Below are 15788 nucleotides of genomic sequence, written 5' to 3'. Positions count from 1 at the left end.
GCCCTCCGTCACATCAGCCCGCGAGGTTGTCGGCCAGTTCCTCGGTGAGGTTGGCCTCCGTGCCCGGGATGCCGAGGTCGGCGGCGCGCTTGTCGGCCATGGCCAGCAGGCGGCGGATGCGGCCGGCGACGGCGTCCTTGGTCAGCGGCGGGTCGGCGAGCGCGCCCAGTTCCTCCAGGGAGGCCTGCTTGTGCTCCATGCGCAGCCGGCCCGCGGCGGCGAGGTGCTCGGGGACGTCGTCGCCGAGGATCTCCAGGGCGCGCTGCACACGGGCGCCGGCGGCGACGGCCGCGCGGGCGGATCTGCGCAGGTTGGCGTCGTCGAAGTTGGCCAGCCGGTTCGCCGTGGCGCGGACCTCGCGGCGCATCCGGCGCTCCTCCCAGGCCAGCACCGACTCGTGGGCGCCCAGCCGGGTGAGCAGCGCGCCGATCGCGTCGCCGTCGCGGACGACGACCCGGTCCACGCCGCGCACCTCGCGGGCCTTGGCGGCGATCGACAGCCGGCGGGCGGCGCCGACCAGGGCGAGCGCGGCCTCGGGCCCCGGGCAGGTCACCTCCAGGGAGGAGGAGCGGCCGGGCTCGGTGAGCGAGCCGTGCGCCAGGAACGCCCCGCGCCAGGCGGCCTCGGCGTCGCAGGTGGCTCCGGAGACCACCTGCGGGGGCAGGCCGCGGATCGGGCGGCCCCGCCCGTCGACCAGGCCGGTCTGCCGGGCCAGCTGGTCACCGCCGGCGACGACCCGCACGACGTAGCGCGGGCCGCGGCGCAGCCCGCCCGGCGCCATCACGATCAGCTCGGAGCCGTGGCCGAAGATCTCCAGGATGTCCCGCTTGAGGCGGCGGGCCGCCATCGCCGTGTCGAGCTCCGCCTCGATCACGATGCGCCCGCTCACCAGGTGGAGGCCGCCGGCGAACCGCAGAAGGGCGGAGACCTCCGCCTTCCTGCAGCAGGTCCGGGTGACGGGGAGCCGGGAGATCTCGTCCTTCACCGCTGCCGTCATCGCCATGGGCCGATCCTTCCATGCATCCGAAAAATACGGTCGTACGCGGCGGCCAACAGTTCCGGGTCGTGCCTCGGGGTTCCGTCGGTCCGGGCCACCGGCGCCAGCTCCACCGCGGCGCCGAACCGTTCGGCGGCGTCGGTCAGCGAGTCGCGGTCGGGCACGGCGGCCTCGTCGGCCAGCACCACGTCCAGGGCGAGTTTAGGGGCGTGTCGTCCCAAAACCTCCAAATGACGCTGCGGGGAGAAGCCCTCGGTTTCCCCGGGCTGCGGTGCGAGGTTCAGGGAGAGTATCCGGCGCGCCTTCGTCTGCGTGAGCGCGTCCAGCAGCTCGGGCACGAGCAGGTGCGGGATGACCGAGGAGAACCAGGAGCCGGGGCCGAGCACCACCCAGTCCGCGTCGAGGACGGCCTCGACCGCCTCGGGGACGGCGGGCGGGTCGTTCGGCACCAGGTGCACGGACTGCACCTCGCCGGGGGTCAGGGCCACCGTCGCCTGTCCCCGCACGATGCCCACCTCCTCGGGCCGGTCCGGGTCGTGGCCCTTGACCAGGGCCTGGAGCTCCAGCGGCACGGCCGACATGGGCAGTACGCGCCCGTGCGCGCCGAGCAGCCTGCCGACCAGGTCCAGGGCCTGGACGTGGTCGCCGAGCTGTTCCCACAGGGCGACGATCAGCAGGTTGCCGACCGCGTGGCCGTGCATCTCGCCCTTGGACTGGAAGCGGTGCTGGATGACCCGGGCCCAGGTCTGGCCCCAGTCGTCGTCCCCGCACAGCGCGGCCAGCGCCTTGCGCAGGTCACCGGGCGGCAGCACGCCCAGCTCGTCGCGCAGGCGCCCGCTGGAACCGCCGTCGTCGGCCACGGTGACGACGGCGGTGAGGTCGCCGGTGATCCGGCGCAGCGCGGCGAGCGAGGCGGACAGGCCCATGCCGCCGCCGAGGGCGACGACCTTGGGCTGGGTGCCCCGGCGGCGCGGCCGGCCCCCGCGGGCCTCGGCCGGACGGCCGCCACGTCCCTCGGACACCACCCGGCGCAGCCTGCTCAGCCGCGGAGTACGTACTGTCATTCGCGTCCCATGTCCCGGTGCACGACCACCGTCTCCACACCCTCGGCCGCGAGCCGGGCGGCCAGCTTCTCCGACATGGCGACGGAGCGGTGCTTGCCGCCGGTGCAGCCGACGGCGATGGTCACATAGCGCTTGCCCTCCCGACGGTAGCCCCCGGCAACGAGCTGCAGCAGCTCGGCGTAGCGGTCGAGGAACTCCTTGGCGCCGGGCTGGTCGAAGACGTACGCCGCCACCTCCTCGTTGAGGCCGGTGTACGGGCGCAGCTCCGGGACCCAGTGCGGGTTGGGCAGGAAGCGGCAGTCGACGACGAGGTCGGCGTCGACCGGCAGGCCGTACTTGTAGCCGAAGGACATGACGGTGGCCCGCAGTTCGGGCTCCTCCTCACCGGCGAACTGGGCGTCCATCTTGGCGCGCAGCTCGTGCACGTTGAGGCTGGAGGTGTCGATCACCAGGTCGGCGTCGCCGCGCAGCTCGCGCAGCAGCTCGCGCTCGGCGGCGATGCCGTCGACGATGCGGCCGTCGCCCTGGAGGGGGTGCGGACGGCGCACCGACTCGAAGCGGCGCACCAGGGCCTCGTCGGAGGACTCCAGGAAGACGATCCGCCGGGTGACGCCCCGGGCGTCGAGGTCGGCGAGGGACTCGCGGAGGTTGTCGAAGAAGCGGCGGCCGCGGACGTCGACGACGACCGCGATCCGGGCCACGTTGCCCTGGGAGCGGGCGCCGAGCTCCACCATGGTGGGGATCAGCGCGGGCGGCAGGTTGTCGACGACGAACCAGCCCAGGTCCTCCAGGCACTTGGCGGCCGTCGACCGGCCCGCCCCGGACATGCCGGAGATGATCACCAGTTCGGGGATCGCCGCGTCGGGGACCCCGGCTGTTTCCTTGCCCGTACTCACCTGTGCTCCGTTGTCGTGGACGGCGTGCCGGGAGCCGTCCTCGCCGGTCCCCTTGCGTGCCGGATCCCGCCCCGCTGCGGGCTGTGTGCCGTACTCGGTCATCTCTCCTGCCCCCGTCGTTCCTCCGGGGCGCCCGCGGGCACGGGCTCCCCCCGGGAGCCCGTGGTCGTCCCGGGCGTCCCGTCTTCCACGTCTTCCATGATCTCTCCGGTCGCCGTGTTCACGGCGGGCGCGGCCGGAACCGCCTGGGCCAGGGCCGCGGCGACGGTCTCGGCCGTCTTGCGGCCTATGCCGGGCACCTCGCAGATCTGGTCGATCGTCGCGGACCGCAGCTTCTTCACCGAACCGAAGTGCTTGATCAGCGCCTGTTTGCGGGTGCCGCCGAGACCGGGCACGTCGTCCAGCGGGCTCGACCGGATGCGCTTGGCGCGCTTGGCGCGCTGGTAGGTGATCGCGAAGCGGTGGGCCTCGTCGCGGACGCGCTGCAGCAGGTACAGGCCCTCGCTGGTGCGGGGCAGGACCACCGGGTCGTCCTCGCCGGGCAGCCAGACCTCCTCCAGGCGCTTGGCGAGGCCGCACACGGCGATGTCGTCGATGCCCAGCTCGTCCAGGGCCCGGCGGGCCGCCGCGACCTGCGGCTGACCGCCGTCGACGACGACGAGCTGCGGCGGGTAGGCGAACCGCCTGGGCCGCCCGTCGTCGTCCCTGGGCTCCTCGTCCTCCGTCCACTCGCCGGTCCGCTCCTTCTCGGCGAGGTAGCGCCGGAAGCGGCGGGTGACGACCTCGTGCATGGACCGGACGTCGTCCTGGCCCGCGAAGCCCTTGATCTGGAAGCGCCGGTACTCGCTCTTGCGGGCGAGCCCGTCCTCGAAGACGACCATGGAGGCCACCACGTCGTCCCCCTGGAAGTGCGAGATGTCGTAGCACTCGATCCGCAGGGGGGCGCTGTCCAGGCCGAGGGCCTCGGCGATCTCCTCCAGGGCGCGCGAGCGCGTGGTGAGGTCGGAGGCGCGCTTGGTCTTGTGCAGGACGAGCGCCTGCTGGGCGTTGCGCTGCACGGTCTCCATGAGGGCCTTCTTGTCGCCGCGCTGCGGGACGCGCAGCGACACGCCGGAGCCGCGGCGGCCGGCCAGCCACTGCTGGACCGGCTCCAGCGGGTCGGGCAGGGCGGGGACGAGGACCTCCCTGGGGACGGCGTCCCCGGTCTCCTCGCCGTACAGCTGCTGCAGGGCGTGCTCGACGAGGGCGCCGGTGTCGATCTCCTCGACCTTGTCGGTGACCCAGCCGCGCTGGCCGCGGACGCGCCCGCCGCGGACGTGGAAGATCTGCACGGCCGCTTCCAGCTCGTCCTCGGCGACCGCGATCAGGTCGGCGTCGGTCGCGTCGGCGAGCACGACCGCGCTCTTCTCCATGGCTTTCTTCAGGGCCCCGATGTCGTCGCGCAGGCGGGCCGCCCGCTCGTACTCCATCTCCTCGGCCGCCTGGGCCATCCGCTTCTCCAGTCGGCGGATGTAGGTGCCCGTGCGGCCGGCCATGAAGTCGCAGAACTCCTCGGCCAGGTCCCGGTGCTCCTCGGCGGAGACGCGGTCGACGCAGGGCGCGGAGCACTTGCCGATGTAGCCGAGCAGGCAGGGCCGGCCGGTGCGGGCGGCGTTCCGGAAGACGCCGGCGGAGCAGGTGCGCACCGGGAAGACGCGCAGCAGCAGGTCCACGGTGTCGCGGATGGCCCACGCGTGGGTGTACGGCCCGAAGTAGCGTACGCCCTTCTTCTTGTGACCGCGCATCACCTGGACGCGGGGGTACTCCTCGTTCATCGTCACCGCGAGGTAGGGGTAGCTCTTGTCGTCGCGGTACTTGACGTTGAACCGGGGGTCGTACTCCTTGATCCAGGAGTACTCCAGCTGCAGCGCCTCGACCTCCGTGGACACCACCGTCCACTCCACGGACGCGGCCGTGGTGACCATGGTGCGCGTGCGCGGGTGGAGGCCGGCCAGGTCCTGGAAGTAGTTCGCCAGGCGCTGGCGCAGGCTCTTCGCCTTTCCGACGTAGATCACCCGGCGGTGCTCGTCACGGAACCGGTAGACCCCGGGGGAGTCGGGGATCTCACCCGGCCCGGGGCGGTAGCTGGAAGGGTCGGCCATGAGTCACACCCTACTGGCGCGGACCGACAGTCCGGCGGGCCTGTGGACGACGCCGGCCCTCCCCGGCAGCGGTCCGGCCGGGCCGGTCCCGGCCGGACGGCGCCGGCCGTCCGGCCGCGGCCCGCCGGCGGTTCAGGCGTCGGGCCGCACGACGATCGCGCCGTTCTCCTCCCGCACCGGCAGCTCCGGCAGCGGCACGGTGGCCGGGGAGCGCAGCACCTCGCCGGTCGTGGCGTCGAACTCGCTGCCGTGGCAGAAGCAGACGAGCCGGGTCCCCTCCAGCTTGCCGATCGGGCACCCCGCGTGCGTGCAGATCGTGCTGTACGCCTTCAGCGAGCCGTCGGCGGCCCGGCTGACCACCACGTCGTGGTCCCGGTACAGCGCGGCTCCGCCCTCGGGCACCTCGCCCGGGGCGCCGAGCTCCACGGGCGCGGTCGGTGTCGTGGGCGCCGGGCCGCCGCCCGGCGCGCACGCGGCCGGGCCGAGTGCGGCGACGGGGGTGAGCGCCGCTCCCCGCAGGAGGGTACGACGGCTCGGGGAGGGACGGCCGGGCATGGTGTCTCCACTGGTCAGGGGGTGTGCGGGCGGCACGATACCGGGCGGGGGCACGGGTGGGGGCGGCGGGGCGGAGAGACGCAAGTGCGGGCGGAAGGAGGGCGTAAACGCTTGCGCAAGCGTTTACGCCGGCCTCCGGGGTGCGGTACCGTCCGGCCGGACGGCGGAAGGGAGGGCGGGATGGCCACCATGGCCGACGTCGCGCGGAGCGCCGGGGTCTCCGTGGCGACCGTCTCGCATGTGCTGAACGGCACACGGCCGGTACTGCCCCACACCCGTCAGGCGGTCCTGGACGCCGTCGAGGAACTCGGCTACACCCCGAACACCCTCGCCCGTTCCCTGGTGACCTCCCGCACCCGGTCCATCGGGCTCGCGGTGTCGACGATCAGCAACCCGTACTTCACCGAGATCCTCCAGGGCGTGGAGGCCGGCGCGCTGGAGCACGGCTACAGCCTGCTCATCGCCGATCCGCACGACGATCCCGGACACGAGCGCAGGGCCGTCCGGCTGCTGCACGAGCGCCGTGTGGACGGCATGATCGTCGCGCCCTCCGCCGACCCGCGCGGACTCCTCGCCTACCTGGGGCGCCACGCCGTACCGACCGTGTTTCTGGACCGGCTGGTCGACGCCGCGGCGGACGGCGCCCCGCGCTTCGACCAGGTGTGCGCCGAGAGCGCCGGGCCGACCGCCGGGCTGGTCACGCATCTCGCCGGGCTGGGCCACCGCCGTATCGGCCTGGTCGCGGGCCGGCCGGGGCTCAGCACCACGCGCGAGCGGATCACCGGCTACCGGCACGGTCTGGCGGCGGCCGGGCTGCCCTACGACGAGCGGCTCCTGGTGCACGGCGACTCCGAGTCGGCCGGTGCCGAACAGGCCACCGCCGCCCTGCTGTCCCTCGCCGTACCGCCCACCGCGCTGGTCACCGCCAACGACGCGATGACGCTCGGCGCGCTGCGCGCCCTGCGCGACCGGGGCCTGTCCGTCCCCGGCGACATCGCGCTGTGCTGCTTCGACGACTTCCCCTGGGCGGACCTGTTCTCGCCCCGGCTCACCGCGGTGGCCCAGCCCGGCAGGGAACTCGGCGCCCGGGCCGTACGGATGCTCCTGGAGCGCCTGGCCGCACCGGACCGGCCCGCCCGGACCGTACGACTCCCCTGCACCTTCGTCCACCGCACCTCGTGCGGCTGCCCCGACCAGCCGACGCGGCCCGAGCCGCCGAGAAAGGAACCGTCGCATGATCGTCGTCGCCGGTGAGTCACTGATCGACCTGGTGCCGCAGGGCACGGGCGCCCTGGCGGCGCTGACGCCGGCGCTCGGCGGCGGCCCGTACAACACGGCGGTCGCGCTGGGCCGTCTCGGCTCCCCCACCGCCTTCTGCTCCCGGGTGTCGTACGACGCGTTCGGCGAGGCCCTGCTGGACCGGCTGCGGGAGACCGGGGTGGACGTGTCCGCGGTGCAGCGCGGCGCGGAGCCCACGACGCTCGCCGTCGCCTCGGTCGGCCCGGACGGCTCGGCCGCGTACTCCTTCTACGTGGAGGGGACGGCGGACCGGCTGTTCACGGCGCCCGCCGCCCTGCCGCCCGGCACCCGGGCGGTGTCCTTCGGCACCTGCTCGCTCGTCCTGGAGCCGGGCGCGAGCGCCTACGAGGAGCTGATGCGGACGGCGTCCGCGCAGGGCCTGTTCACCGCGCTCGACCCGAACATCCGGCCGGGGCTGATCCCCGACGCGGACGCCTACCGGGCCCGGTTCGAGAGCTGGCTGCCGTCGGTGTCGCTGCTCAAGCTCTCCGAGGAGGACGCCCGGTGGCTGGGCGGCACCCCGCGCGAGTGGCTGGCCGCCGGCCCGTCGGCCGTCGTGATCACCCGGGGCGGCGACGGGCTGACCGCCTTCACCCGGGACGGCGCCGAGCACGCGGTGCCCGGTGAGAAGGTCGACGTGGTGGACACGATCGGCGCCGGTGACACGGTGAACGCCGCCCTGCTGCACGGCCTGGCCGAGCACGGCGCCCTGTCCCCGGCCGGCCTCGCGGACCTGGACGCCGAGGGCTGGACGCGGCTGCTGCGGTTCGCGGCCCGGGCGGCGGCGGTCACCTGCTCGCGCGCGGGCGCGGAGCCGCCGTACGCCTCCGAACTGGCCGGCGTCTGAGGCCGTCCGGGCAGCGGCGGACCGCTCACCGTGCGGGACGCCGGGGTGCGGCCACGGCCGTCGGGCCCGGCGGGCGCGGGACCTGCCCGTCGGCGGCGGACGGCGCGCCGGGCCGGGACGGCCGGCCGGGATCCGGCGCGGGGAGCCCCGGACCGGATGCGGGCGCCGGGACCGCCCGGTGGCGTGGTGAGGGCCGCGGCCGGACGCGGCGTTCGACGCCCGCGGGCAGCCGGTGCCGAGCCGGTACGCGGCAGCGGTGCGCCCCGCGGACCGTGCCCGCGGGGCGCACCGCTGCGCGGCGCCGGACGGCTCAGGCCTTGCGGGCCCGGGTCGTCTTCTTCGCGGCGGCCTTGCCGGCCGCCTTCTTGGGGGCGGTGTCGTCGACCGCCTTGGTGGCGGTCTTCCTCGCGGTGGCCGCGGCCGCGACCGTCTTCCTGGCCGTCGTCCTGCGCGGGGCCTGCACGGGGGCCGCGTCGCTGACCCGGTCGGCGCCGAGGATCTCCCGCAGGAACTTGCCGGTGTGGCTGGCCGGCACCGCGGCGACCTGCTCGGGCGTGCCCTCGGCGACCACCAGGCCACCGCCGGCGCCGCCCTCGGGGCCCATGTCGACGACCCAGTCGGCGGTCTTGATCACGTCGAGGTTGTGCTCGATGACGATGACCGTGTTGCCCTTGTCGACCAGTCCGGACAGCACCTTCAGCAGCTTGCTGATGTCCTCGAAGTGCAGACCGGTGGTCGGCTCGTCGAGGACGTAGACCGTGCGGCCGGTGGAGCGGCGCTGCAGTTCGCTGGCGAGCTTCACCCGCTGGGCCTCGCCGCCGGACAGGGTGGTCGCGGACTGGCCGAGCCGGACGTAGCCGAGGCCGACGTCGTTGAGCGTCCTGAGGTGACGGGAGATCGCCGGGACCGCCTCGAAGAAGTCCATGGCCTCCTCGATCGGCATGTTCAGGACGTCGGCGATGGACTTGCCCTTGTAGTGGACCTCCAGGGTCTCCCGGTTGTACCGGGCGCCGTGGCAGACCTCGCACGGGACGTACACGTCCGGGAGGAAGTTCATCTCGATCTTGATCGTGCCGTCGCCCGCGCAGTTCTCGCAGCGGCCGCCCTTGACGTTGAAGGAGAAGCGGCCGGGCATGTAGCCGCGGACCTTCGCCTCGGTCGTCTCGGCGAACAGCTTGCGGATGTGGTCGAAGACGCCGGTGTACGTCGCCGGGTTGGACCGGGGGGTGCGGCCGATGGGCGACTGGTCGACGTGGACGACCTTGTCGACGAGGTCGTCGCCGTCCACCCGCGTGTGCCGCCCGGGCACGCTGCGCGCGCCGTTCAGCTCGCGCGCCAGGTGCGTGTACAGGATGTCGTTGACCAGCGTGGACTTGCCGGATCCGGACACGCCGGTGACCGCGGTGAACACCCCCAGCGGGAAGGACACGTCGATGTCCCTGAGGTTGTTCTCGCGGGCGCCGTGCACGGTGAGCCGGCGGGACGGGTCGATCGGGCGCCGGGCGTCGGGCACGGGGATGGACTTCCGGCCGGACAGGTACTGGCCGGTCTGCGACTCCTGGTTGGCGAGCAGTTCCTTCAGAGAGCCGCTGTGCACGACCTTGCCGCCGTGCTCGCCGGCGCCGGGGCCGATGTCGACGATCCAGTCGGCGGTCTTGATGGTGTCCTCGTCGTGCTCGACGACGATGAGCGTGTTGCCCATGTCGCGCAGCCGGACCAGGGTCTCGATCAGCCGGTGGTTGTCGCGCTGGTGCAGACCGATCGACGGCTCGTCGAGGACGTACAGCACGCCCACGAGCCCGGAGCCGATCTGGGTGGCCAGGCGGATGCGCTGGGCCTCGCCGCCGGAGAGCGTGCCCGCGGCGCGGTTCAGCGAGAGGTAGTCCAGGCCGACGTCGACCAGGAACCGCAGCCGCTCGTTGACCTCCTTCAGCACGCGCTCGGCGATCTTCTTGTCGCGGTCGCTGAGCTTCAGCTCGCCCAGGAATTCCGCGCAGTCGCTGATCGACATCGCGGAGACCTCGGCGATCGACTTGCCCTCGATGGTGACCGCGAGGACGACGGGCTTGAGGCGGGTGCCCTGACAGGTGGGGCAGGGCACCTCGCGCATGTAGCCCTCGAAGCGCTCGCGGCTGGCGTCGGACTCGGCCTCGCTGTGCCGGCGCTTGACGAAGGGGACGGCGCCCTCGAAGGCCGTGGTGTAGCGGCGCTCGCGGCCGTACCGGTTGCGGTAGCGGACCTCGACCTGTGTCTTGTGGCCGTGGAGCAGGGCCTTCTTGGCGCGCTGCGGCAGGCCGGCGAAGGGGATGTCGGTGCGGAAGCCCAGCGCGTCCGCGAGGGCGCCGATCAGCCGGCCGAAGTAGTCCTTGGTGTGACCGTGCGACCAGGGGTGGATGGCGCCCTCGTCGAGGGTCTTGTCCGGGTCGGGGACGATCAGCTCGGGGTCGACCTCCATGCGCGTGCCGATGCCGGTGCAGTCGGGGCAGGCGCCGAAGGGCGAGTTGAAGGAGAAGGAGCGGGGCTCCAGCTCCTCGAAGGACAGGTCGTCGTACGGGCAGTACAGGTGCTCCGAGTACATGCGCTCGCGCTCGGGGTCGTCCTCGGGGAGATCGACGAAGTCGAGCACGACCATGCCGCCCGACAGGCCGAGGGCGGTCTCCACGGAGTCCGTGAGGCGGCGCTTGGCGGAGTCCTTCACCGTGAGGCGGTCGACGACCACCTCGATGGTGTGCTTCTCCTGCTTCTTCAGCGTGGGCGGGTGGGAGAGCTGGATCGTCTCGCCGTCCACCCGCGCGCGGGAGTAGCCCTTGGTCTGGAGGTCCGCGAAGAGGTCGACGAACTCGCCCTTGCGCTCGCGCACCAGCGGCGACAGCACCTGGAAGCGGCTGCCCTCCGGCAGCTCCAGGACCTTGTCGACGATGGCCTGCGGCGACTGGCGCGAGATCGGGCGGCCGCACTCGGGGCAGTGCGGCTTGCCGATGCGCGCGAAGAGCAGCCGCAGGTAGTCGTAGACCTCGGTGATCGTGCCGACCGTCGAGCGCGGGTTGCGCGAGGTCGACTTCTGGTCGATGGAGACCGCCGGGGACAGGCCCTCGATGAAGTCGACGTCCGGCTTGTCCATCTGGCCGAGGAACTGGCGGGCGTACGAGGAGAGCGACTCCACGTAGCGCCGCTGGCCCTCGGCGAAGATGGTGTCGAAGGCCAGGGAGGACTTGCCCGACCCGGACAGACCCGTGAAGACGATGAGCGAGTCGCGAGGCAGGTCGAGCGAGACGTTCTTCAGATTGTGCTCACGCGCGCCACGGACGATGAGACGGTCGGCCACGCCGGTCCGCACCTTTCTTGAGAGAAGTGACAGGGGCGGGGCCCCCGTGCTTCTTCAGACTAGGGGGAGCCACTGACAACGCCGGTCGGATTCACGAGTTGCCAACAAACCCCGGCTATCCAGGATGCCCGACGCCGCCCCCGACCTTATAGCACATGCATTCGATTTGCGGGGCGAGGCCGGTGTCTTCACCCGAAGGAGTGGCCTGGTCTAGGGTCGGCACCATGGTGGATCACGTGCGTGACCTGGCGTCTGTACGCGACGCGACGGAGCGGCTGCTGACCGCTGTCGGCGAACTGGACGACGTGTCTGTGACGGAGCCGTCACGGCTGCCCGGGTGGACCCGCGGTCATGTGCTGGCCCATCTGTCCCGCAACGCCGACGCCCTGGTGAACGTCCTCCGGGGGCACCCCATGTACGCCTCCGAAGAGGCCCGGGAGGCCGACATCGAGCGGGACGCCCCGCGCCCCTTCCGCGTGCACCTCGCCGATCTGCGCGAGAGCGCGGACCGCTTCCAGGCGGCGGGGGCCGCGCCGGCCGACTGGTCGCGCACGGTCCGGCTGCGCAACGGGGTCACCGACGCGGCGTCCCGGGTGCCGTTCCGGCGCTGGGTGGAGGTGGAGCTGCACCACGTCGACCTCGGGCTGGGGTACGCGCTGGAGGACCTGCCCGAGGAGTTCACGGAGCGGGAGATCGGCTTCCTCGCCGAGCGGTTCACCGGGCACCCGGACGTGCCTCCCGTCCGCCTCACCGACGGCACCCGCGTCTGGAGCACCGGCCGGGAGGGGAACGGCCCCCGGGTGACGGTCACCGGGTCCCCGGCCTGCCTGCTCGGCTGGCTCGCCGGTCGGCGGGACGGATCCGGGCTGACGGCGACGGGCGGCCCGCTGCCCGGACTGCCCCCGCTGTAGCGCCTCCCCGCCGCGGCGGACGGGCGGCCCCGGACCGCTCCCCGCTATAAGCTGGCCGCCATGACGTACAGCGGTCAGGTGACGGTCGGCGGTCCTGCCGACGTGCACGAGCTCAAGGACCTGATGATCACCAAGATCGCGGTCGGTCCGATGAACAACAACGCCTACCTCCTGCGCTGCCGGGCCACGGACGAGCAGCTGCTGATCGACGCCGCCGCCGACGCGGCGTCGCTGCTCGGCACGATCGGTGACGACGGCATCGCGTCCGTCGTCACCACCCACCGGCACGCCGACCACTGGCAGGCGCTCGCCGAGGTCGTGGCGGCCACCCGCGCGCGCACCTACGCGGGCCGGCACGACGCCGAGGGCATCCCCGTGCCGACCGACGTCCTGGTCGACGACGGCGACACCATCCGGGTGGGGCAGGTGGAACTCACCGCGCGCCACCTGGTTGGGCACACGCCGGGCTCGATCGTCCTCGTCTACGACGACCCCCACGGGCATCCCCACGTCTTCACGGGGGACTGCCTCTTCCCGGGAGGCGTGGGCAACACCCGCAAGGACCCGCAGGCGTTCGCCAGCCTGATCCACGACGTCGAGACGAAGATCTTCGACGTGCTCCCGGACGAGACGTGGGTGTACCCCGGCCACGGCCACGACACCACGCTGGGGGCGGAACGGCCGCATCTTCCGGAGTGGCACGCGCGCGGTTGGTGAGCCGGGGCGCGGGACCGGCTGTACGGCCCGGTCCGGGGCGGCGGCCGCGGTGCGGGGCCGGGACTCCCGCGCAGGGCCTGCCCCGGGGCCGGCGAGAAGACCGCCGCGAAGCGGGACCGGGGCTCCCGTGCGGGGCTTGCGCTCCGGCGTGCACGGCGCGCGACCGCGCGGGGCGCGAGCGCGGTGGGCAAACGTACGACGCCGGCTCCCGCGTACGCGCCCCGGGTGAATGCTTCGCCCGCGCCGGCGCCGTACGCGCGCTCCCGGTGCGCGTGGCGGCGCGGTCCACTGGAAGCGGCCCCGCGCAGGAGGACGGCTCCTGGGCGGACGGGCCGCCGGTCCTTCGGTCCCCGCCCTCGGCCGGCGGCCCCGGCAGGCCGCGCGAACGGCGTTCACGAGACCGCAACACCCGTTCCCACCATGCGGACAACCGCCTCGACAGACCGGACTGCGGGCTGCGAGTCTCCCGCCATGCGTCCTGCCCCTCGCGCGCCGCGCCGCGCCGCAGCCGTCATCGTCTCGGTCCTGCTCGCCACCGCCGCCGGCTGTGCCCCGCAGCCGGAGGAGCCGGCGTCCGGCGCGCCCTCCGGGCCGGCCGGAACCGTCTGCGCCAAGGGCAAGGCGGCCACCAGGACCGCGGGGAAGCTGACGATCGCCACCGACCAGCCCGCGTACGAGCCGTGGTTCGAGGACGACGACCCGTCCAACGGCAGGGGCTTCGAGTCGGCGGTCGCCTACGCCGTGGCGAAGCAGCTCGGTTACGACAGGAGCGCCGTCGTCTGGCGGACCGTCCCCTTCACCAAGGCGTTCGCGCCCGGCGAGAAGACCTTCGACTTCGACATCAACCAGGTGTCCATCAGCGCCGAGCGCAAGAAGGCCGTCGACTTCTCGTCCGGCTACTACGACGTGCGCCAGGCCGTCGTCGCGCTGAAGGACTCCAGGGCCGCGCGGGCGCGGACCGTCGCGGACCTGAAGGACGTCAAGCTGGGCGCCCAGGTCGGCACCACCAGCCTCGACTACATCGACGACGTGGTGCGGCCGAAGCGGGCGGCGGCCGTGTACGGCAAGAACGACCAGGCCAAGTCCGCGCTGCGAAACGGCCAGGTGGACGCCATCGTGACCGACCTGCCCACCGCCTTCCACATCACCGCGGCCGAGGTGACGGACGCGCGGATCGTCGGACAGTTCGAGAACCAGGGGGACACGCCGGAGCAGTTCGGGCTGGTGCTCGACAAGGGCAGCGCGCTCACTGCCTGCGTGACGCGGGCCGTGGACGCCCTGCGGGAGAACGGCACGCTCGCGCGGCTCGAGCAGCAGTGGCTGTCGGACGCCGTCGACGCCCCGGTGCTGAAGTGACGGTCGCGAAGGACGCCTCCGGCCGGGAGGGCGCGGACGGCGGCCCCGGGGCGGACGACGCGTACGTCCCCTCGCGGCGGCGGCTCGACCGCGAGCGCCACCGGCGCGCCCGTGCCCGCCGCGCCACGGCGGTCGCCGCGCTCTCCACCCTCGTCACCGGCGCCGTCCTCTACCTGGTCGTCGTCAACGCGCCGGGCTGGCCGCGCACCAGGGAGACGTTCCTCGACCCGGGGTACGCGCGCGAGGCGTTCCCCCGGGTCCTGGAAGGGCTGTGGCTGAACGTCCGGCTGCTGCTGGCCTGCGGGGCCTCGGTCCTGGTCCTCGGCGTGCTGATCGCCGTCGCCCGCACGCTGCGCGGCCCGGTGTTCTTCCCGCTGCGGGTGCTGGCCGCCGCGTACACGGACTTCTTCCGCGGGCTGCCGCTGATCATCAACCTGATGATCGTGGTCCTGGGCGTCCCGGCGCTGCGGCTGCAGGGCGTGACCGTCGACCCGGTGCTGCTGGGCGGTGCGGCGCTGACGCTGACGTACTCGGCGTACGTGGCCGAGGTGTTCCGCGCCGGCATCGAGTCCGTGCACCCCTCGCAGCGCGCCGCGGCCCGCTCGCTGGGGCTCACCCACCGGCAGGCGCTGCGGTACGTGGTGCTGCCGCAGGCCGTGCGGCGTCAGGTGCCGCCGCTGCTGAACGACCTGGTCTCGCTGCAGAAGGACACCGGGCTCGTGTCGATCGGCGGCGCGGTGGACGCGGTGCGGGCCGCCGACGTCATCGTGGGCCGCAGCCTCAACTACACGCCGTACGTCGTCGCGGGACTGGTCTTCGTCGCGCTGACCATCCCGATGACCCGTCTGACGGACTGGGTGACGGCCCGGATGGACCGCCGGCGGGCACAGGGAGGGATCGCATGAGCGGGGCACCGGTGCTGCGGATGGAGTCCGTGCGCAAGAGCTTCGGCGGCACGGTGGTGCTGCGGGACGTCGGCCTGGAGGTCGCCCCGCACACGGTGACCGCGCTGATCGGCGCCTCCGGGTCCGGCAAGTCCACGTTGCTGCGGTGCGCGAACCTGCTGGAGGAGATCGACGACGGGGCGATCTGGCTGGACGGCGAGGAGATCACCGGCCCGCGCGTCGACCAGGACGCGGTACGGCGGCGTATCGGCGTGGTCTTCCAGGCGTACAACCTGTTCCCGCACATGACGGTCCTGGAGAACATCACTCTCGCTCCGCGCCGGGTGCACGGCCTCTCCCGCGTTCGGGCCGAGGAGCGCGCCCGGGAGCTGCTGGAACGGCTCGGGCTCGGCTCCCGGGCGGGCGAGTACCCGGACCGGCTGAGCGGCGGCCAGCAGCAGCGGGTGGCGATCGCGCGCGCCCTGGCCGTGCGTCCCCGGCTGCTGCTGCTCGACGAGATCACCGCCGCCCTGGACCCCGAACTCGTCGGGGAGGTGCTCGCCGTCGTCCGCGGTCTGAAGGACGAGGGGATGACCATGGTGCTGGCCACGCACGAGATGGGCTTCGCCCGCGAGGTCGCCGACCAGGTCTGTTTCCTGGACGCGGGCGTGGTGCTGGAGCGGGGCACGGCCGAGCGGGTACTCGGCGACCCGCGGCAGGAGCGGACGCGGCGCTTCCTGCGGCGGATCGTGGAGGCGGGACGGCTGTGAGCCCTGGAGGGCGGTGCTGGGAGCGT

13 protein-coding genes are annotated in these 15788 nt (G+C 73.3%); 7 read left to right on the top strand and 6 right to left on the bottom strand.

What is annotated here, in order from left to right; all coding sequences use genetic code 11:
* Window positions 1-13 precede the first annotated feature (13 nt).
* The 5 genes from whiA to ACIBAI_RS09870 form a co-directional block, all read right to left on the bottom strand.
* Window positions 14-1003 carry a DNA-binding protein WhiA gene (gene whiA / locus ACIBAI_RS09890; protein WP_344600910.1) on the bottom strand — a complete coding sequence of 330 codons (990 nt, stop codon included), beginning with the start codon at window positions 1001-1003 and terminating at the stop codon, window positions 14-16.
* Complete coding sequence (yvcK, locus tag ACIBAI_RS09885; protein ID WP_399032635.1) at window positions 994-2061, bottom strand: uridine diphosphate-N-acetylglucosamine-binding protein YvcK; 1068 nt, start codon at window positions 2059-2061, stop codon at window positions 994-996. Before yvcK ends, whiA begins: the two co-directional genes overlap by 10 nt.
* Window positions 2058-3059 carry an RNase adapter RapZ gene (gene rapZ, locus ACIBAI_RS09880; protein WP_399032633.1) on the bottom strand — a complete coding sequence of 334 codons (1002 nt, stop codon included), beginning with the start codon at window positions 3057-3059 and terminating at the stop codon, window positions 2058-2060. Before rapZ ends, yvcK begins: the two co-directional genes overlap by 4 nt.
* The gene (gene uvrC, locus ACIBAI_RS09875) at window positions 3056-5098 is read right to left on the bottom strand and encodes an excinuclease ABC subunit UvrC (protein ID WP_399032631.1); all 2043 of its coding nucleotides are present in this window, start codon (window positions 5096-5098) and stop codon (window positions 3056-3058) included. Before uvrC ends, rapZ begins: the two co-directional genes overlap by 4 nt.
* Before the next feature lie 132 nt (window positions 5099-5230).
* A complete protein-coding gene (locus tag ACIBAI_RS09870; protein ID WP_399032629.1) occupies window positions 5231-5653 on the bottom strand; it encodes a Rieske 2Fe-2S domain-containing protein in 423 nt (140 codons plus the stop codon).
* Window positions 5654-5833: 180 nt separating this feature from the next.
* Here ACIBAI_RS09870 and ACIBAI_RS09865 point away from each other — a divergent pair, with 180 nt between their 5' ends.
* Window positions 5834-6907 carry a LacI family DNA-binding transcriptional regulator gene (locus ACIBAI_RS09865; protein ID WP_399032627.1) on the top strand — a complete coding sequence of 358 codons (1074 nt, stop codon included), beginning with the start codon at window positions 5834-5836 and terminating at the stop codon, window positions 6905-6907.
* Window positions 6888-7799 carry a carbohydrate kinase gene (locus ACIBAI_RS09860; RefSeq protein ID WP_399032626.1) on the top strand — a complete coding sequence of 304 codons (912 nt, stop codon included), beginning with the start codon at window positions 6888-6890 and terminating at the stop codon, window positions 7797-7799. The genes ACIBAI_RS09865 and ACIBAI_RS09860 overlap by 20 nt, the downstream gene beginning before the upstream one ends.
* A gap of 310 nt (window positions 7800-8109) precedes the next feature.
* On the opposite strand, the gene uvrA is transcribed toward ACIBAI_RS09860, so the two are convergent.
* Window positions 8110-11124, bottom strand: a complete 3015-nt coding sequence (gene uvrA, locus ACIBAI_RS09855) for an excinuclease ABC subunit UvrA (RefSeq protein ID WP_399032624.1) — start codon at window positions 11122-11124, stop codon at window positions 8110-8112.
* Between the two features lie 224 nt (window positions 11125-11348).
* Between uvrA and ACIBAI_RS09850 the strand changes: the two genes are divergently transcribed.
* From ACIBAI_RS09850 to ACIBAI_RS09830, 5 genes are all read left to right on the top strand, one after another.
* Window positions 11349-12035 carry a maleylpyruvate isomerase family mycothiol-dependent enzyme gene (locus ACIBAI_RS09850; protein ID WP_399032623.1) on the top strand — a complete coding sequence of 229 codons (687 nt, stop codon included), beginning with the start codon at window positions 11349-11351 and terminating at the stop codon, window positions 12033-12035.
* Between the two features lie 60 nt (window positions 12036-12095).
* Entirely contained in the window at window positions 12096-12752 is a 657-nt protein-coding gene (locus ACIBAI_RS09845; protein WP_344600928.1) for an MBL fold metallo-hydrolase, read from the top strand.
* A gap of 471 nt (window positions 12753-13223) precedes the next feature.
* Window positions 13224-14108, top strand: a complete 885-nt coding sequence (locus ACIBAI_RS09840) for an ABC transporter substrate-binding protein (protein WP_399032621.1) — start codon at window positions 13224-13226, stop codon at window positions 14106-14108.
* A complete protein-coding gene (locus ACIBAI_RS09835) occupies window positions 14105-15013 on the top strand; it encodes an amino acid ABC transporter permease (protein WP_399032619.1) in 909 nt (302 codons plus the stop codon). Before ACIBAI_RS09840 ends, ACIBAI_RS09835 begins: the two co-directional genes overlap by 4 nt.
* A complete protein-coding gene (locus ACIBAI_RS09830) occupies window positions 15010-15762 on the top strand; it encodes an amino acid ABC transporter ATP-binding protein (protein ID WP_399032617.1) in 753 nt (250 codons plus the stop codon). The genes ACIBAI_RS09835 and ACIBAI_RS09830 overlap by 4 nt, the downstream gene beginning before the upstream one ends.
* The last annotated feature ends 26 nt before the right edge of the window (window positions 15763-15788 follow it).

This window comes from Streptomyces sp. NPDC051041, from assembly GCF_044456065.1.
In the GTDB taxonomy this organism is placed as follows: Bacteria; Actinomycetota; Actinomycetes; order Streptomycetales; family Streptomycetaceae; genus Streptomyces; species Streptomyces glaucus.
The sequence above is the reverse complement of the archived record's forward strand: the minus strand, read 5'-3'. Positions and strand labels throughout refer to the sequence as shown.